Here is a 16,865-nt window from a genome sequence, read left to right as displayed (position 1 = left end):
ACTTAAAGAGCCCGCCTTTATCGGTGGGCTTTTTTATGTGCGGCATAAATTTTATTCGACTAGGCCGCAGCCGGTTATTCAGGCATTTGGGATCGTTACAAAAAGAAGATAGAATAGCGCCCAAGTTCAGCGCGTTTGCGCGACAGATGTAAGTGAAGGTTAATGAGCAAACTCGTTATTCAAGTTAATCAGCCAGGATATGGCCAAGGCAGCAGCTACCAAGCATTAATGTTTGCCAACGCGGCCCTAGAAGCAGGCCATGAGATCCTCAAGGTCTTCTTTTATCAAGATGGCGTACTGTCGACCAACCATCTACAGAGTCCGGCCTCTGATGAATTCAACCTGTATCAAGCTTGGCGTGAATTAGCGCAAACCCATAATGTCCCGCTGGTCAATTGCGTGTCTGCCGCCTTACGACGCGGTGTGTTATCGGCTAGCGAATCAGCCGAAAATCAGCTTCAACACTGGAACCTAGAGCCCCCCTATCAAATGGGCGGTTTGGGTGAACTCGTGGCGGGTATTGAACAAGCCGATCGCGTGATCTGCTTCTAGGAAACACAATGAAAAAGATCACGCTTATTTTTAGACATGCACCCCATGGCAGTGCCAAGGCTCGAGAAGGATTAGACTTTGCCCTGCTCAGTGCCAGTTTCGAGCAAGAAGTCAGCATTATCTTCGCTGATGAAGGCGTGCTCAATTTGCTCCCCGGCCAAACGCCGGAAGTGATTGGCGCTAAAGATTTTGTTGCCGCCTTTAAGGCATTCCCTCTGTACGATATAGAGCAGGTATATGCCTGTCAGCAAAGTTTACAGGATTACTCGCTAACGGAAGAAGACGCTGCGTTCCCGGTCGAAACAAAGACGCCCGAGCAGATCGCTACGCTATTAGCCCAAGCTGACGAGGTCTTTGTTTACTGATGATATTGCATATCGTACAACACTCCGCCGCCCAGGATAACGCTCTTGCGACCTGTCTACGCTATCTGCAAACCCAGGATACAGTGATGCTTATTGGTGATGGGGTAAATAGTCTTTTACTGGCTAAATGGCGCAACGAGCTGGCTAAGCTTAATCTATGTCTACTTAAGCAAGATGTCATTGCAAGAGGGCTGCAACAGCGCCTGAGTGACTACCGCCAACTCAGCCAGGCGGAATTTGTCGAACTTACACTAACTCATGCTAAGGTGATCACTTGGTAAATTATATTCAATATGGCGATGCTCAAATCGCCACAGATCCCCAGGGCTACCTTAAAAATGTCACGGATTGGGATGAGTCACTAGCGGAGATCATTGCCGCTGAAGAGGGGATCACATTGACCCCCGCCCATTGGGAAGTCGTACATTTCGTGAGAGATTTCTATATGGAGTTTAAGACGAGCCCGGCGATTCGTGTCCTGGTTAAAGCAATAGGACAGCGTCTAGGCCCAGAAAAAGGTAACTCTAAGTACCTCTATACCCTCTTCCCGGTTGGCCCCGCAAAACAGGCCACTAAGATCGCCGGGCTGCCTAAGCCCGCTAAGTGTATCTAACCTTTATAGTTAGCATAAGGTACATCAGCACATAATAAAAAACCTTCGCCTTGGCGAAGGTTTTTTTGTCGTTAGAGATTTTGCATCACTAACAAAATCGCTTTCCCAAATGTTGTAAACATTACTGCGAAAAAGATACAGATAATGACGACATAGGTCAGCCACTGAAAATAGCGCCCACCGTTATCCATGTTTCACACTATCTCGCTATATGCTTAACCTATTTGGGTCAAACCGCCCATATAGGGGCGAAGCACTTCTGGCACAGTGATCGAGCCATCGGCATTTTGGTAGTTTTCTAATACTGCCACTAAGGTGCGACCTACCGCCAAGCCAGAACCATTTAAGGTATGCAGCAGCGCAGGCTTCTTAGCTGATTTAGCCTTATAACGTGCTTGCATGCGACGAGCCTGGAAATCCTGCATGTTACTGCAAGAGGAGATCTCACGATAAGTGTTTTGCGCCGGTAGCCAGACTTCGATATCGAACGTCTTCGCCGCCCCAAAGCCCATATCACCGGTACAAAGCACCACGGTGCGATATGGCAGGCCTAGCTTTTGTAGTACGGTCTCGGCGTGTTGAGTCAGACTTTCGAGTGCCGCCATAGAGTCTTCTGGCTTCACGAGCTGAACCAACTCAACTTTGTCGAATTGGTGCTGGCGAATCAGGCCACGAGTGTCTCGGCCATAAGAACCCGCTTCACTGCGGAAACAAGCCGTGTGCGCTGTCAGCTTAACCGGAAGCTCATCTTCATCGATAATAGTATCGCGGGCTAGGTTAGTCAGTGGTACTTCGGCAGTTGGGATCAAGCTAAGGCCCTGACCTTCTTCTGTCGCTGGCTTGGTGTGGAAAAGGTCTTCACCAAACTTAGGCAGCTGACCTGTACCTAACAGGCTGTCCTCATTAACAAGAAGCGGCACATAGGCTTCGGTATAACCATGCTCTGTGGTGTGCAGATCTAACATGAATTGCGCCAGGGCTCTGTGCATACGCGCGATCTGGCCCTTCATGACGATAAAGCGTGAGCCTGTGATCTTCACGGCATTCTTGAAATCTAAACCAGCGTGCAGTTCGCCCAGATCAACGTGATCTTTGACTTCAAAGTCATATTGCTTAGGCTCGCCCCAACGGCGGATCTCAACGTTTTCAGCCTCATCGGCGCCAATAGGCACAGATTCGTCAGGCAAGTTAGGTACGCTCATGGCAATGGCGTTAAGTTCTTCAAGCAGCTGCTTTAATTCGGCTTCCTTGCTGCTTAGCTCGGCGCCTAAATCCCCGACCTTAGCCATGATCGGCGCAACGTCTTCACCTTTGGCCTTAGCCTGACCGATTGATTTGGAGATCGCATTACGGGACGCTTGCAGCTCTTCTGTCGCCACTTGCAGTGACTTACGCTTTTCCTCTAATTTGCTGAGACGATCCACATCCAGGATAAAACCACGGGTGGCGAGGCGCTCAGCGGTCGCTTCTAATTCGGTACGTAAAAATTTGGGATCTAACATGTTTTTAGTTTCTTAATAGTTAAATGCGAGAAAAAACCAACTGCTGTCCTAAGTAAACCATGAATAAACACAGACATAGGTTCAGAGCGATATTTGTAAATGCTTTCAACCAGGCCCCCTGCTGCATCAGTAACAGAGTTTCATTGGAAAAAGTTGAAAACGTTGTAAGTGCCCCTAATAACCCAACACCTACCAAAGCTTTTATTTCAGGACTGACTTGACTCGCTTCTCCAAGGGCGTAGATCACCCCCATCAAAAAGGAGCCAATCACATTGACCATCAGTGTACCAAAAGGAAAAGAAGAGCCAAATACCTGAATCATGAATATTGAAATAAGATAACGAAATACCGCTCCAATGGACCCGCCCAAGGCCACAAAAATGAGATTATTCATAGCGCTTAACCTCACTTAAGCGATCCATTTCTGCCAATGTTTCCAGTTTGGTTTTGATTCGCTTCTCAAACCCATGTTCGCTCGGATAATAAAAGCGCGTATTCGCGAGTGCCTCAGGGAAATAACACTCACCGCTGGCATACCCATTGGGCTCATCATGTGCATAGCGATACCCTTCACCCAAACCGATATCGGCCATTAACTGAGTGGGCGCGTTGCGCAGGTGATTAGGCACCGCGTGACTGCCCGTCTCTCTTGCTAATTGTCGCGCCGCCTTAAATGCGGTATATACGGCGTTGCTCTTAGGGGCACTGGCGAGATACACCACTGCCTGAGCAATGGCACGCTCTCCTTCGGCCGGTCCCACCCGGTGAAAGCATTCCCAGGCGTTTACCGCGACCGACATGGCCACGGGATCGGCGTTGCCGATATCTTCAGACGCAATAGCCAGTAAGCGTCTTGCTACATAAAGTGGGTCACAGCCCCCTTCTAGCATGCGGCAATACCAATAAAGCGCAGCATCTGGCGCCGAGCCACGAATCGACTTGTGCACTGCAGAGATCAGATCGTAATACTGATCGCCATTCTTATCGAATCCGGCTAGCTGCTGTCCCGCGACCTCGATGAGCATCTGCTCACTAAAATCGCCGCCATCGACAAGCATGTCACTCATCAACTCTATGAGATTAAGTGCCTTACGGGCATCTCCATCACACAGGCTGGCAAGCTTCTTAGCAACCTCGTCAGGTATCTTCAGCTGACGCTTACCCAAGCCGCGCACCTCATCAGCAAGCGCTTGGCGAACAATCTTAATAATCTCATCATCTTGCAAGCGCTTGATCAGATAGACTCTGGCGCGAGAAAGTAAGGCGTTATTGATCTCAAACGAGGGGTTTTCCGTGGTGGCGCCAATAAAAATGACGGTACCATCTTCGATAAAGGGCAAGAAGGCATCTTGCTGACTCTTATTAAATCTATGCACTTCATCGACAAATAGCAGGGTTCTCTGCCCCCGAGACTGGGCGACATTTTTTGCATGTTCGATGGCGGCGCGGATCTCTTTGACCCCAGAGGTGACGGCTGAAATGCGCTCGACATGGGCATTGGCGTAATGGGCAACCAACTCGGCCAAGGTGGTTTTGCCTGTGCCTGGTGGCCCCCAAAACATCATAGAGTGGGCCCTACCCGCCTCGAGTGCCTGACGCAGAGGCTTACCTTCGCCCAATAGGTGATCTTGCCCTATATATTGCTCAAGGGTCTCAGGACGCATCCTGGCTGCGAGCGGCCTAAAATCAGGCGCGAAGTCGAAAGTTAAACTAGACACAGGCTACCTTAGTCAAGAGCCTTTAGGCGTTGATCGTCTATGTCGACGCCTTCGGGAACGGTAAACTGGAACAGCTTATCATCGTCATCATCAAGTGATGTCTGATTGGTCAAAGAAAAGACACTCAAGTTACCCTGTTGATCTTTAAGCTTCATCACCTCTAGTGTGTCTTGCGTAAAGCAAATATCGACTTGGGTGACGCTAGCGTCGATCGCTTTGGGGGTTATTTGATAACACTCATCCTTCTGGCTCACCAGATAAGCTTGCCAGGTCGCATCGTCTCGATGCACTAACAGCGCGATTGGCGAGGCGTCGATGGCCTGGTTAAAATCGACAACTGACACCTCTTCAGCAAAGGGGTTATAGATCCATACATCCTGACCGTCGGCCACGATTAAAGATTCATCCGGCTGAGTCAGGTGCCAATAAAATTGATTAGGTACCGCCAAGGCAAAAGTGCCCGCCCCTTGCTGAATCACTTTGTCGTTGACATCGGTAACTTCCTGGCTAAAGTCGGCTTTCAGATTATCCAGATTCGCCAACTTTTGTTTCAATGATGCTGAATCATCTGCATACACAGACGTTGCCACCACTAATGGCAGAGTAAAAACTAAAGTCGATAACGATTTAAGCATTGCAAATCCTTTAAATTCAAACGCCACCTGCGCTAAGCAAGTAGCTTAATAATCTTTAGGTGGTGGCGGGGCCAAGACTTCGCGGTTGCCATTATGCCCCTGTGAACTTACCACGCCCTGCATCTCCATCTGCTCTATGATACGTGCAGCGCGGTTATAGCCTATCTTAAACTTACGTTGAACACTGGAAATTGAGCCGCGGCGAGTCTCAGTGACAAAAGCCACCGCCTCATCATATAGCGCGTCCACCTCTTCATCATTTTCTGCAGCTTCGCCCGGCAGCAGTACCTGCTCGCCCTCGGCAGAACCTTGTAAAATTTCATCGATATACTGTGGCTTGCCGCGACTATGCCAATCAGCGACGACAGCGTGTACCTCATGGTCATCGATAAAGGCGCCATGGACACGAATTGGCACACTTGTGCCAGGTGGTAAATAGAGCATATCACCCATCCCCAGCAGGGTTTCAGCCCCTTGCTGATCTAAGATGGTGCGCGAATCGATGCGCGATGACACCTGAAACGCCATGCGCGTTGGAATGTTTGCCTTAATTAGGCCGGTGATCACATCCACTGAAGGACGCTGGGTCGCCAGGATGAGATGAATACCGGCAGCGCGCGCCTTCTGGGCGATACGGGCGATTAACTCTTCCACCTTCTTACCAACAATCATCATCATGTCGGCAAATTCGTCGACAATCACCACGATAGATGGCAACTTATCGAGCTCTGGCGCCTGCTCTTCCATGCTGTCTTGTGAGCGCCATAGTGGATCAGTTATCACCTCACCGCGAGCCTTAGCTTCTTTGATCTTGGCGTTATAACCTTTTAGATTACGCACTCCCAAAGCCGACATCAGCTTATAACGACGCTCCATCTCGCCAACACACCAACGCAGTGCGTTAGCCGCCTCTTTCATGTCGGTCACCACCTCACAAAGAAGGTGGGGGATCCCTTCATAGACTGACAATTCAAGCATCTTGGGGTCGATCATAATAAAACGAACGTCGTCAGGACCCGACTTATACAATAGGCTGGTGATCATCACGTTAACCCCAACCGATTTACCAGAGCCTGTAGTCCCTGCTACCAGTAGGTGTGGCATCTTGCCTAGATCCACTACAACAGGCTCTCCCGAGATATCTTGGCCCAATACCATACTAAGATGTGACGGGCTGTGTTCAAATGCTTCACTACCTAACACATCGCGCATAAATACGGTTTCACGGAACTTATTCGGCAGCTCTAGCCCAACATAGGCCTTACCTGGGATCACTTCGACCACTCGAACACTTTCAGCCAACAGTGAGCGCGCCAAATCTTTCGACAAGTTGGTGATCTTAGAGGCCTTGACTCCCGGCGCTAACTCAAGCTCAAAGCGGGTGACAACGGGGCCGGGGAAAACACCGACAACATTGGCCACAATATTAAAGTCTGCCAGTTTCAGCTCGACGAGTCGCGCAACCTGGTCTAACTCTTCCTGGCTAATGGGATTGGCCTTGCGATTAGGCACATCGAGCAGGGAGATATCTGGCAACGGCGTGACCGGCTTCTTAGGCTGCGACTCTTCACCACCTGGAAGCACCACAATACCATCGACTATCTTTGCCTTTTCTTGTGCACGCTTGGCTGGTATAACTGCGCCGCTTGAGTGTTTAGCATCAAAATCTATGCTTTCATCGTCATCTTGGGCGCTAAAGCTCAGCGATGACTCATCCTCTTCTACCTCTTTATCCTGTGACACTTTAGGCAAGCTAAAGCTTGGCTCTTTCACTTTGCGCCTAGCTTCATTGGCAACTTTGTCGCTATCACCTGTCACCTTCTGTTCGACATCATAATCTTCATCGTCGAACTCATCGTCATGGGCTAACGCTTTTTGCTGTCGAGATTCCTTAAAACGATCAAACACTGACATAAAGCCTTTGGTATCTTCCGTTTCGGGAGCACTAGAGAATTTTTCAGGGATCTGTTTAAGCTGCTTAAGACACCAGATAGTTGCAAAACCGACGGCCTCGACCACAGTTAACCAACTGATACCTGTCAACAAAGTAAAGCCGGCGCCAACAAAACAAAGCAAGAGTAAGGTGGTACCTAACTGATTGAAATAAGGCAGCATGGCATCGGCAATGACATCACCAGAAACACCACCTGCAGAGAATTCATAAATGTCATTGGCATTCATGCTGGCAAGAGATGCCAAACTGAAGGTGATCAACAAAAAACCTATCAGTCTCAGACCAACAGAAAAATAATCTATCTCAAGTAGACGATGAATGCGTTTAAACAGCAACCAGCCGGTTAGTGCGACGATCACTGGAATTAAATATGCGGTATAGCCAAAAAAATAAAACAGCACATCGGCAAGCCATGCCCCGACGGCGCCAGTGACATTTTTGATCTCACCTTCGAAATTTGACTGACTCCATCCTGGATCAGACGAATGAAAACTACTGAGCGCGAGCAATATATAGGTGGCAATCATGCAGCAGATGATCAGTCCGCCCTCAAGCAGACGCTGCAAACCGCTAAGTGTTTTGACGCTATTTCCCTGAGACAAAAGACAACCCACAATGCGAAAACGAAAAAGGTGAGCCTAAGATATCAAAATAATTTGTGCTATGCAGCGTTTTACCTGTCTATACAGCACAATAGCTCACTAAAAAGCAATCTTTGATGAAAAACTACCCAGGGTGAAAAAAAAGGAGCCATTAAGGCTCCTTTTTGACGACATAAATCGTTTTTAAGACTCAAGCGTTACATTAATTGCAACTCTGTTGGTCTGCTTAACTTCTTCCATCACGACGTAGGTACGAGTATCAGAAACAGCGGGCAACTTAAGTAGAGTTTCGCCTAACAAGCGACGATAGGCAGACATGTCAGAAACACGGGTCTTCAATAAATAATCGAAATCGCCAGACACTAAATGACATTCTTGAATATCATCGAGCAATTGAACAGCACGATTAAACTTATCAAATACCTCTGCAGTATCGCGATTTAGCGTGATTTCTACAAACACAAGTAATGAAGCCCCAAGATAATGGGGATTTACTAGCGCAGTATATCCATTGATGTAACCTTGCTTTTCGAGTCTTTTAACTCTCTCTAAACAGGGAGTGGGGCTCAGCCCTACACGCTTTGACAGCTCAACATTGGAAATGCGGCCATCGATTTGCAACTCGTTAAGGATGTTACGATCGATCCGATCTAAGTCTTTTATAGGACTCTTTTTATTATTAACCATATTTTTAACCTTGCTTTATCACTAAAACAACATTTACTGCTACGTATGTCAAAAGTTCAGCAGCATTAACTGCCGAAGTGATACTATACTAGATTTCCCTGAAACAATCACGTTCAGGACCTATAAAATAACAATTCAACCCATAATAAATGGGTTTTTATTCAATTTGAGGCTCGAAGATGATAATTGGTGTACCTAAAGAAATCAAAAACCACGAATATCGTGTTGGTATGGTGCCGTCAAGTGTCCGCGAATTGACCCTAAAAGGTCATGAAGTATTTGTAGAAAAAAATGCTGGTGTTGGGATCGGTTTTAACGACCAAGACTATGTCGATGTTGGCGCATCAATCTTAGACACTGCAGCTGAAGTTTTTGCGAAAGCAGAAATGATTGTTAAGGTAAAAGAACCTCAAGCGGTCGAGCGTGCCATGTTGCGTGAAGATCAATTGCTGTTCACTTATCTTCATCTTGCTCCAGATTTGCCACAAACTGAAGATCTCATTAAGAGCGGTGCCGTGTGTATCGCTTATGAAACTGTTACCGATGCGCGTGGTGGTCTGCCACTGCTAGCCCCTATGTCAGAAGTTGCTGGCCGTATGTCTATCCAGGCGGGTGCCATGGCCCTAGAGAAATCTAAAGGCGGTCGCGGTATGTTGCTTGGCGGCGTCCCTGGTGTTGAGCCAGCTAAAGTCGTTATTATCGGCGGCGGCATGGTAGGTACTAACGCAGCGCAAATGGCTGTAGGTCTGGGTGCTGACGTCGTCATCCTAGATCGTAGCATCGATGCCCTGCGTCGCCTTAACGCTCAGTTCGACAACCGTGTGAAGGCTATTTACTCTACCGCTGATGCGATTGAAAAGCATGTACTGGAAGCCGACCTGGTAATTGGTGGCGTACTGGTTCCTGGCGCCGCAGCGCCTAAGCTAGTGACCAAAGACCATATCAAGCGTATGAAGCCAGGTAGTGCTATCGTTGACGTAGCTATCGACCAAGGTGGCTGTGTTGAGACGTCTCACGCAACCACTCACCAAGATCCAACTTACATCGTTGATGAAGTGGTACACTACTGTGTGGCTAACATGCCAGGCGCGGTTGCTCGTACTTCAACCTTTGCACTAAACAATGCGACACTACCTTACATCATCAAGTTAGCGGATCTTGGCTACCGCGAAGCACTGCGCCAAGACAAGCATCTGTTAAACGGCTTGAACGTGATGCATGGCAAAGTCACCTGTAAAGAGGTTGCCGAAGCACTAAACTTCGAGTTTGTTGACCCAAGCGTATTACTCGCCTAATCACATAAAAAGTGTAAACAAAGGGAGCCATAGGCTCCCTTTTTCGATTAGGACAATCTAAAAGATTGCCTTTACCCCTCAGGGGAAATTCCCTACAATCGCTGCAATTCGCTAAAGGCACGGAGAAAAAGATGAGCCAAGCTAGACACTGTAACTTATTAATCTTGGGTTCGGGCCCAGCTGGATACACAGCCGCTGTTTATGCTGCCAGAGCAAACTTAAAACCTGTGCTGATCACAGGTATGCAGCAAGGTGGCCAATTGACCACCACCACAGAAGTGGAAAACTGGCCAGGCGATGCCGATGATCTGACCGGCCCAGCACTAATGGAACGTATGCAAAAGCATGCCGAAAAGTTCGAAACCGAAATTATCTTCGATCACATTAATGAAGTGAATCTGCAGCAGCGCCCTTTCCAACTAAAAGGCGACAGCGGCGAGTACACTTGTGATGCTTTGATCATCTCGACCGGCGCCTCGGCAATGTATCTTGGCTTGGAATCAGAAGAGGCCTTTAAAGGTAAAGGCGTATCGGCCTGTGCAACCTGTGATGGCTTCTTCTACCGTAACCAGAAAGTTGCCGTGATCGGTGGTGGTAACACAGCCGTTGAAGAAGCGCTCTATCTGAGCAACATTGCCTCAGAGGTGCACCTCATTCACCGCCGCGACAGCTTCCGCTCTGAGAAGATCCTGACCAAGCGATTAATGGACAAGGTGGCGAACGGAAACATAGTCCTGCATCTGGACAACACCTTAGAAGAAGTGGTTGGCGACAACATGGGTGTTACCGGAGTAAAGATCAAGAGCACTAAAGATGGCGCCATCACCGAGTTTGATGTGATGGGCGTATTCGTTGCCATCGGCCACAAACCAAACACTCAGATGTTTGAAGGCCAGCTAGAGATGAACAACGGCTACATCAAGGTTCAAAGCGGACTAAATGGCAATGCGACCCAGACCAGTATTCCTGGCGTATTCGCTGCAGGTGATGTAATGGACCAACACTACCGCCAGGCAATCACCTCGGCGGGTACCGGTTGTATGGCAGCACTCGACGCTGAGCGTTTCCTAGACGCGCAATAATAATGTTACTCGATTAGCATTACTTTTCTTAAAAAAGCAGGCCTAGTGCCTGCTTTTTTTGTGTCTTATCGCAATCACAGCAAGTAGACAGAAGTGGCCTGAGAAAAACATTTAAACTTGGCCTAATGTTTCAAAACATATTGATTCGATGTGTAAAATACTAACGCTGCAATCGGACGTTTAACAAGCTAGGATGATGATCTATTAACTAGGCTTGCAATTAAAGAGCAGCCAAATGAATTTGAGATGATCGGGCACAAAAAAAGGGACCCTAGGGTCCCTTTCAAAGCAAAGCTCACTAATTACTTAGCTAGAGCTTCTTTTGCCTTTTCAACTAGAGTGGCGAAAACCACTTTGTCGAATACAGCGATGTCTGCCAAAATCTTACGATCGATTTCGATAGACGCCTTTTTCAGACCGTTGATGAAACGGCTGTAAGACAGACCATTTTGACGAGAAGCCGCATTGATACGTGCAATCCACAGTTGACGGAATTGACGTTTCTTCTGACGACGGTCACGGTAAGCATATTGACCAGCTTTGGTTACTGCTTGCTTAGCAACACGGTAAGTACGTGAGCGAGCTCCGTAATAACCTTTGGCTAGTTTAAGTACTTTCTTGTGACGAGCACGAGCGGTTACACCACGCTTAACTCTAGGCATTGTTCTCTACTCCTCTAATTAAGCGTATGGTAGTTGACGTGCAATTGCTGGCACATCAGACTTCGCAACTAAACATTTAGCACGTAAGTGACGTTTACGCTTAGTGCTCTTCTTTGTCAAAATATGACGTAAATGGGCTTGTTTGCGCTTAAAACCGTTAGCGGTTTTCTTAAAACGCTTTTGTACACCCTTGTCTGTTTTCATTTTAGGCATTGCTAAAACTCCGCATTGGGACATTAATAAAACGCAAGGCGAGCAGAGGCCCTCAGAGAGGTCCCTGCTACTTTTAAATTTGCCCTACTATTTCTTTTTCGGTGCAAGAACCATCACAGCCTGACGACCTTCCATTTTTGGAAAAGCCTCCACAACTGCTATCTCAGCCAAGTCATCTTTAATACGATTCAAAAGATTCATACCAAGACTCTGGTGAGCCATCTCACGACCACGGAAACGCAGCGTCACTTTCGCTTTGTCGCCGTCTTCAAGAAAACGCTTCAGGTTGCGTAGTTTTACCTGATAGTCGTTTTCATCAGTACCGGGACGGAATTTAATTTCCTTCACCTGTATCTGTTTCTGCTTCTTCTTTTGCTCTTTTTGGGCCTTAGCCTTATCAAAAAGAAACTTTCCGTAGTCCATTATGCGACATACAGGCGGCTCAGCATTAGGGCTGATCTCTACAAGATCTACGCCTGCTTCATCTGCAAGTTCTTGTGCTTCACGCAAACTTACAATGCCGATAGTTTCACCGTCTAGCCCATTGAGACGTACTTCTGATACACCTACAATGAGTTCGTTAATTCTATTCGCCGCTGCTTTACGCACGTCTGTTTTCTTGATCTTTATGACCTATTCCTCCAACAAATTTAGACTACGGAGCGAAATTTGATCTTTCATCTTGGCGGCAAATTCATCGATTTGAATCTTACCAAGATCAACACCATCTCTGGTTCGCACCGCGACTTCCCTATTTTCCATCTCTTGATCACCAACGACCAATAGATAGGGAACACGCCTTAGGGTGTGTTCGCGTATTTTAAAGCCTATCTTTTCATTCCTCAAGTCTTTCGAGGCACGAATTCCCTGATCTTTAAATAATTTGACCACTTCGTCAACATATTCCGACTGTTTATCGGTAATATTCATCACGACGGCCTGAACCGGTGCCAACCAAGTTGGGAACTTGCCCGCATACTCTTCGATAAGAATACCGATGAAGCGCTCAAGCGAACCTAAAATGGCACGGTGGATCATGACTGGCGTCTGACGGCTATTGTCTTCGGCGACATAAGTCGCACCAAGACGCCCTGGTAAAGCGTAATCAAGCTGCACAGTACCACATTGCCATGCACGGTCTAGACAGTCATGCAAAGTAAATTCTATCTTAGGACCGTAAAAGGCACCTTCACCCGGCAGGATCTCATACTCGATGTCATTAGCTTTCAGCGCATCCATCAAGGCTTGCTCGGCACGATCCCACATGGCGTCGTCCCCGATGCGTTTTTCTGGGCGAGTCGATAGCTTAACTACGATGTCTTTGAAGCCAAAAGTTGCGTAGGTATCATAAACCATCTTGATACAGCCGCTGACTTCCTGCTGCACTTGCTCTTCAGTACAGAAGATATGCGCGTCGTCTTGGGTAAAGCCGCGAACACGCATCAAACCATGTAATGAACCCGATGGTTCGTTGCGGTGACAGCAGCCAAACTCTGCCATACGCAATGGCAGGTCACGGTAAGACTTAAGACCTTGGTTAAAGATCTGTACGTGACCCGGGCAGTTCATCGGCTTCACCGCATATTCACGGTTTTCTGAATGAGTGGTGAACATGGCTTCGGAATATTTATCCCAGTGGCCACTGCGCTCCCACAAAACACGGTCCATCATTAAGGGACCTTTCACCTCTTGATAGGTGTACTGACCCAGTTTCTGACGAATGAATCTTTCCAGCTCGAGGAACAGGCTCCAACCATCGTTGTGCCAGAACACCATGCCAGGTGCTTCTTCCTGCATATGGTAAAGATCAAGCTGCTTACCTATCTTACGATGGTCACGCTTAGCCGCTTCTTCTAGGCGAGTCAGATGTGCCTTAAGGGCCTTCTTGTCTGCCCAAGCGGTACCATAGATACGCTGCAGCATCTTGTTGTCTGAGTTACCACGCCAGTAGGCACCAGCAACACTCATCAACTTGAAATTATGACAGAACTTCATGTTAGGCACATGGGGGCCACGACACATGTCAGTGTATTCTTCGTGATGGTACAGAGCTGGCTTATCATCTTGGCTAATGTTTTCATCCAAGATCGCCATCTTATAACTTTCACCGCGCGCTTCAAATGTATCGCGGGCTTCTTGCCAGCTAACCACTTTCTTGACTACATCATAGTTAGTCTTTGCCAGCGCCAGCATGCGTTTTTCAAGCTCGGCTACATCTTCCTCGGTCAACTTATGATCGAGATCCACGTCATAGTAGAAACCATTATCGATCACAGGTCCAATCGCCATCTTGGTCTCTGGCCACATCTGCTTAATCGCATGACCTAAAAGGTGAGCACAAGAGTGACGCAAAATCTCAACACCTTCATCATCTTTTGCGGTGATGATAGCCAGGTCAGCGTCTGTCTCGATCAGATCGCAGGCATCTTTAAGCTCACCGTTTACGCGACCAGCAATACAGGCCTTAGCCAGACCTGGGCCAATGTCGGCGGCGACATCAAGTGTTGAAACTGGGTTGGCAAACTCGCGTTTGCTGCCATCGGGAAGTGTAATAACAGGCATATAAAATCCTTATCCAGTGGTGACCCCTACGTAGGGCCACTTGGTCATTGAGAAGAAAAATTTAAGCAACTGAAGCGCAAAACATTACCGGAGTTTTAGACTACTTCAGTGCAGGCCTGCCATTCTAGGGCGGCAATAGCCAAATCGCAAGGGTTAAGGCCTGAGATGATACAAAAGTGACCAGCAACGCTTTAATTTCGCCCATGTCATGAGATCTCCATCAAGATGTCATCAGATAGTCATCCACCAAGCCTACTCTTGCGGCCATATCGTTAATTAAAAATCTAATCAGGAGAGCGACCATGATGAAGTTTATTTTACTCACTGCCCTCAGTTATCAGCCTTTATATCACTATGATGGCTCGCCAAATGTCAGCTTTGCGCAGATAACACTCGAATCGACTAATAGTGTAAAGGTAACCGCAAAGCCCCTTGACGACGTTGACCAGTTAAGCGCCGAGATCGCCAATGAGCTGGACAGACAGCTCAAAGCGATGCACGCCGAGTTGCCACAGCAATCGGGTGAACAACAACTTTTGGTAAACCAAATACGTTAAACCTTACTTAGCCAGTTTATTATTGCCATCTTTATAAAGGGTTTGGTTTCACAAACTCATTGTATCTGGCAACAAAATCATCGAATATTCCTCTCACCGTTAAGGGATAAGCAAGATGACTATGACTAAGTGGGCTTTGATCACTGGGGGCGCCAAACGCATCGGCAAGGCAATTGCCATTAGCCTGCATCAATCGGGCTATAATATTGCCCTACATTACAATAGCGCTCAGCGAGATGCCCAAACACTGGCTGCGCAGTTAAATCAGCAAAGAACCGGCTCATGTAGGCTCTTTCAGGCCAATCTGGCCTCAGAGCAAGAAATCAAGACTCTAGTCGAGGCGGTCAATTGTGAGCTAACGCTATCGGTGCTTATCAATAATGCCTCTGTATTTCACCCAGATCCTGAAATTGCAAACTGGCAAGACAGCCAACACCTGCTGACGACTAATCTAATCGCCCCCTATCTACTTGCCCAAGGGTTAGCGCCTAACTTGGCAAGCCAGAGCGGCTGCATTATCAATCTCGTGGATATTCATGGTGACCGTCCTCTAAAAGGACATGGGCTATACTCAATATCTAAGGCTGGCTTAAATATGGCCACCCGCGCATTAGCGCAAGAACTGTCCCCAGCGGTGCGAGTCAATGGCATTTCACCGGGTGCAATCTTATGGCCAAGCGGCAGTGAGACAGATACGGTCACTAAGGTGATTAATGAGATCCCGATGAAACGCCCGGGCACTCCGGAGGATATCGCCTACACGGTAGACTTTATCCTCAATAGCCCTTACCTGAACGGCCAGATCATTGCCATTGATGGTGGTCGCAGCGCGACGGGATATACAGGAGCCGACGGATGAAAATTTTTGATAAGATCATTTGCTGCCCCCACTGTGGGCACCACCAACATATCAACTTAGATATCAGCTGTGGCGATCAGGACTACTACGACGATTGCCGCGTCTGCTGCAATCCAATCCATTTCAGGACGCATATTGATGCAGCCCGGCAAAAGGTCGAAGTCTATATCGACTCAGACGATGAGCAGTTTTACTAGCCATTCTTTTGTCGCAAGTAAAACAAGACAAAATGAAGGCGGCGCACCATAGGGCTGTTGTAACAGCCCTCACCTTTTTTGCTTCAAGAACTAAGGTGTAAAACGTTATCTCAACTATGGACAAGCCTATGACTATGACTATGACCATTACTAGAATTAGGCAGATTGAACATAAGTTTAGCTAAAACGCTTTGCCAGTACCCGCTCTACCGTATCCACGATAGCCTGTGTCTGACTGTCGATTTCGATATTGAGCATGGTTCCCACCTGAGCCTCATCTAAGTTGGTAATGGCTAAAGTTTCCGGGATAAGGTGTAACATAAAACCGCTCTCATCCACCTCACCTACAGTCAAACTGCATCCATTTACCCCTACAAAACCTTTATAGAGAATGTAATTCATCCACTTAGGAGCGACTTCCAAGCGAATATTATAATGGGAGGCGGTGTGGCTCACTGCTGCAACCTTGGCCTGTGTATGTACATGGCCAGATAACACGTGCCCACCGATCTCACTACCAAAGGTTAAGGAACGCTCGATATTGACCTTGCATCCAGGATTAAGCGAGGCGAGATTGGTAAGCCTTAATGTCTCTTCCATTACATCGAAAAACACCCTATCATCTGCAATCTCGGTAACGGTCAGACATACCCCGTTATTGGCAACACTTGCTCCTCGCTGCAAGTTTTCCTTCAGGTGTGGCGGCATCGCAATTTCGATTGTATTAAGACCATCTTTTTTATGAATGGCCACCACTTCACATGTGGCCTGAACAATACCTGTAAACATATTTTACTCTCTGCATTAAGG

The 16,865-nt window shown here is 47.6% G+C and carries 20 protein-coding genes; 9 read left to right on the top strand and 11 right to left on the bottom strand.

From position 1 onward, the window contains the following. Positions 1–162 precede the first annotated feature (162 nt). Genes tusD through CFF01_RS09240 form a run of 4 tightly spaced genes read left to right on the top strand, consistent with a single transcriptional unit; the run spans position 163 to position 1,530 of the window. Positions 163–552 carry a sulfurtransferase complex subunit TusD gene (gene tusD, locus CFF01_RS09255; protein ID WP_033538172.1) on the top strand — a complete coding sequence of 130 codons (390 nt, stop codon included), beginning with the start codon at positions 163–165 and terminating at the stop codon, positions 550–552. Positions 553–560: 8 nt separating this feature from the next. Beyond that, positions 561–917, top strand: coding sequence for a sulfurtransferase complex subunit TusC (gene tusC / locus CFF01_RS09250; RefSeq protein ID WP_088904603.1), 357 nt, complete (start codon positions 561–563; stop codon positions 915–917). Then, complete coding sequence (gene tusB / locus CFF01_RS09245) at positions 917–1,198, top strand: sulfurtransferase complex subunit TusB (protein WP_088904602.1); 282 nt, start codon at positions 917–919, stop codon at positions 1,196–1,198. The genes tusC and tusB overlap by 1 nt, the downstream gene beginning before the upstream one ends. After that, entirely contained in the window at positions 1,192–1,530 is a 339-nt protein-coding gene (locus tag CFF01_RS09240; RefSeq protein WP_088904601.1) for a TusE/DsrC/DsvC family sulfur relay protein, read from the top strand. The genes tusB and CFF01_RS09240 overlap by 7 nt, the downstream gene beginning before the upstream one ends. A gap of 215 nt (positions 1,531–1,745) precedes the next feature. Here the strand turns inward: CFF01_RS09240 and serS are convergent, their stop codons facing one another. The 6 genes from serS to lrp all read right to left on the bottom strand — a co-directional run bounded on the left by serS (position 1,746) and on the right by lrp (position 8,628). Continuing rightward, on the bottom strand, positions 1,746–3,032 hold the full coding sequence (serS, locus tag CFF01_RS09230) for a serine--tRNA ligase (RefSeq protein WP_033538168.1): 1,287 nt from the start codon (positions 3,030–3,032) through the stop codon (positions 1,746–1,748). Between the two features lie 19 nt (positions 3,033–3,051). Next, a complete protein-coding gene (gene crcB, locus CFF01_RS09225; protein WP_011865819.1) occupies positions 3,052–3,426 on the bottom strand; it encodes a fluoride efflux transporter CrcB in 375 nt (124 codons plus the stop codon). After that, a complete protein-coding gene (locus CFF01_RS09220; RefSeq protein ID WP_088904599.1) occupies positions 3,419–4,750 on the bottom strand; it encodes a replication-associated recombination protein A in 1,332 nt (443 codons plus the stop codon). The genes crcB and CFF01_RS09220 overlap by 8 nt, the downstream gene beginning before the upstream one ends. Before the next feature lie 8 nt (positions 4,751–4,758). After that, the gene (gene lolA, locus CFF01_RS09215) at positions 4,759–5,385 is read right to left on the bottom strand and encodes an outer membrane lipoprotein chaperone LolA (protein WP_088904598.1); all 627 of its coding nucleotides are present in this window, start codon (positions 5,383–5,385) and stop codon (positions 4,759–4,761) included. A gap of 45 nt (positions 5,386–5,430) precedes the next feature. Further along, entirely contained in the window at positions 5,431–7,941 is a 2,511-nt protein-coding gene (locus CFF01_RS09210) for a DNA translocase FtsK (RefSeq protein WP_088904597.1), read from the bottom strand. A gap of 183 nt (positions 7,942–8,124) precedes the next feature. After that, positions 8,125–8,628 carry a leucine-responsive transcriptional regulator Lrp gene (gene lrp / locus CFF01_RS09205; RefSeq protein ID WP_011865823.1) on the bottom strand — a complete coding sequence of 168 codons (504 nt, stop codon included), beginning with the start codon at positions 8,626–8,628 and terminating at the stop codon, positions 8,125–8,127. Between the two features lie 179 nt (positions 8,629–8,807). On the opposite strand from lrp, the gene ald reads away from it, so the two are divergent. Both ald and trxB read left to right on the top strand, forming a co-directional pair. Continuing rightward, complete coding sequence (gene ald / locus CFF01_RS09200) at positions 8,808–9,923, top strand: alanine dehydrogenase (RefSeq protein WP_033538165.1); 1,116 nt, start codon at positions 8,808–8,810, stop codon at positions 9,921–9,923. 131 nt (positions 9,924–10,054) lie between these two features. Next, positions 10,055–11,005, top strand: a complete 951-nt coding sequence (gene trxB, locus CFF01_RS09195) for a thioredoxin-disulfide reductase (RefSeq protein ID WP_088904596.1) — start codon at positions 10,055–10,057, stop codon at positions 11,003–11,005. Between the two features lie 302 nt (positions 11,006–11,307). Here trxB and rplT read toward each other — a convergent pair whose 3' ends face one another. The 4 genes from rplT to thrS form a co-directional block, all read right to left on the bottom strand. Beyond that, entirely contained in the window at positions 11,308–11,667 is a 360-nt protein-coding gene (gene rplT / locus CFF01_RS09190) for a 50S ribosomal protein L20 (protein WP_011865827.1), read from the bottom strand. Positions 11,668–11,685: 18 nt separating this feature from the next. Beyond that, the gene (gene rpmI / locus CFF01_RS09185) at positions 11,686–11,880 is read right to left on the bottom strand and encodes a 50S ribosomal protein L35 (RefSeq protein WP_011865828.1); all 195 of its coding nucleotides are present in this window, start codon (positions 11,878–11,880) and stop codon (positions 11,686–11,688) included. An 87-nt stretch (positions 11,881–11,967) separates the two neighbouring features. Further along, entirely contained in the window at positions 11,968–12,510 is a 543-nt protein-coding gene (gene infC / locus CFF01_RS09180) for a translation initiation factor IF-3 (RefSeq protein WP_033538163.1), read from the bottom strand. Between the two features lie 3 nt (positions 12,511–12,513). Then, complete coding sequence (gene thrS / locus CFF01_RS09175) at positions 12,514–14,442, bottom strand: threonine--tRNA ligase (RefSeq protein ID WP_088904595.1); 1,929 nt, start codon at positions 14,440–14,442, stop codon at positions 12,514–12,516. A gap of 302 nt (positions 14,443–14,744) precedes the next feature. On the opposite strand from thrS, the gene CFF01_RS09170 reads away from it, so the two are divergent. The 3 genes from CFF01_RS09170 (at position 14,745) to CFF01_RS09160 (ending at position 16,055) form a co-directional block, all read left to right on the top strand. Continuing rightward, positions 14,745–14,999: a hypothetical protein gene (locus tag CFF01_RS09170; RefSeq protein WP_088904594.1), complete on the top strand. Its 255-nt coding sequence runs from the start codon at positions 14,745–14,747 to the stop codon at positions 14,997–14,999. A gap of 115 nt (positions 15,000–15,114) precedes the next feature. Further along, positions 15,115–15,858: an SDR family oxidoreductase gene (locus CFF01_RS09165; RefSeq protein ID WP_088904593.1), complete on the top strand. Its 744-nt coding sequence runs from the start codon at positions 15,115–15,117 to the stop codon at positions 15,856–15,858. Then, on the top strand, positions 15,855–16,055 hold the full coding sequence (locus CFF01_RS09160; RefSeq protein ID WP_033538159.1) for a CPXCG motif-containing cysteine-rich protein: 201 nt from the start codon (positions 15,855–15,857) through the stop codon (positions 16,053–16,055). The genes CFF01_RS09165 and CFF01_RS09160 overlap by 4 nt, the downstream gene beginning before the upstream one ends. 177 nt (positions 16,056–16,232) lie before the next feature. Here CFF01_RS09160 and CFF01_RS09155 read toward each other — a convergent pair whose 3' ends face one another. After that, positions 16,233–16,844 carry a riboflavin synthase subunit alpha gene (locus CFF01_RS09155; RefSeq protein WP_088904592.1) on the bottom strand — a complete coding sequence of 204 codons (612 nt, stop codon included), beginning with the start codon at positions 16,842–16,844 and terminating at the stop codon, positions 16,233–16,235. Positions 16,845–16,865: the final 21 nt, after the last annotated feature.

The sequence above is a fragment of the Shewanella marisflavi genome (assembly GCF_002215585.1).
In the GTDB taxonomy this organism is placed as follows: Bacteria; Pseudomonadota; Gammaproteobacteria; order Enterobacterales; family Shewanellaceae; genus Shewanella; species Shewanella marisflavi.
The sequence above is the reverse complement of the archived record's forward strand: the minus strand, read 5'-3'. Positions and strand labels throughout refer to the sequence as shown.

Excerpts from the sequence above, each read along its gene's own strand:
- tusD (WP_033538172.1), top strand. The coding sequence starts at position 163 with ATGAGCAAACTCGTTATTCAAGTTAATCAGCCAGGATATGGCCAAGGC.
- tusC (WP_088904603.1), top strand. The coding sequence starts at position 561 with ATGAAAAAGATCACGCTTATTTTTAGACATGCACCCCATGGCAGTGCC.
- tusB (WP_088904602.1), top strand. The coding sequence starts at position 917 with ATGATATTGCATATCGTACAACACTCCGCCGCCCAGGATAACGCTCTT.
- serS (WP_033538168.1), bottom strand. The coding sequence starts at position 3,032 with ATGTTAGATCCCAAATTTTTACGTACCGAATTAGAAGCGACCGCTGAG.
- crcB (WP_011865819.1), bottom strand. The coding sequence starts at position 3,426 with ATGAATAATCTCATTTTTGTGGCCTTGGGCGGGTCCATTGGAGCGGTA.
- lolA (WP_088904598.1), bottom strand. The coding sequence starts at position 5,385 with ATGCTTAAATCGTTATCGACTTTAGTTTTTACTCTGCCATTAGTGGTG.
- lrp (WP_011865823.1), bottom strand. The coding sequence starts at position 8,628 with ATGGTTAATAATAAAAAGAGTCCTATAAAAGACTTAGATCGGATCGAT.
- ald (WP_033538165.1), top strand. The coding sequence starts at position 8,808 with ATGATAATTGGTGTACCTAAAGAAATCAAAAACCACGAATATCGTGTT.
- trxB (WP_088904596.1), top strand. The coding sequence starts at position 10,055 with ATGAGCCAAGCTAGACACTGTAACTTATTAATCTTGGGTTCGGGCCCA.
- rplT (WP_011865827.1), bottom strand. The coding sequence starts at position 11,667 with ATGCCTAGAGTTAAGCGTGGTGTAACCGCTCGTGCTCGTCACAAGAAA.
- rpmI (WP_011865828.1), bottom strand. The coding sequence starts at position 11,880 with ATGCCTAAAATGAAAACAGACAAGGGTGTACAAAAGCGTTTTAAGAAA.
- thrS (WP_088904595.1), bottom strand. The coding sequence starts at position 14,442 with ATGCCTGTTATTACACTTCCCGATGGCAGCAAACGCGAGTTTGCCAAC.
- CFF01_RS09170 (WP_088904594.1), top strand. The coding sequence starts at position 14,745 with ATGATGAAGTTTATTTTACTCACTGCCCTCAGTTATCAGCCTTTATAT.
- CFF01_RS09165 (WP_088904593.1), top strand. The coding sequence starts at position 15,115 with ATGACTATGACTAAGTGGGCTTTGATCACTGGGGGCGCCAAACGCATC.
- CFF01_RS09160 (WP_033538159.1), top strand. The coding sequence starts at position 15,855 with ATGAAAATTTTTGATAAGATCATTTGCTGCCCCCACTGTGGGCACCAC.
- CFF01_RS09155 (WP_088904592.1), bottom strand. The coding sequence starts at position 16,844 with ATGTTTACAGGTATTGTTCAGGCCACATGTGAAGTGGTGGCCATTCAT.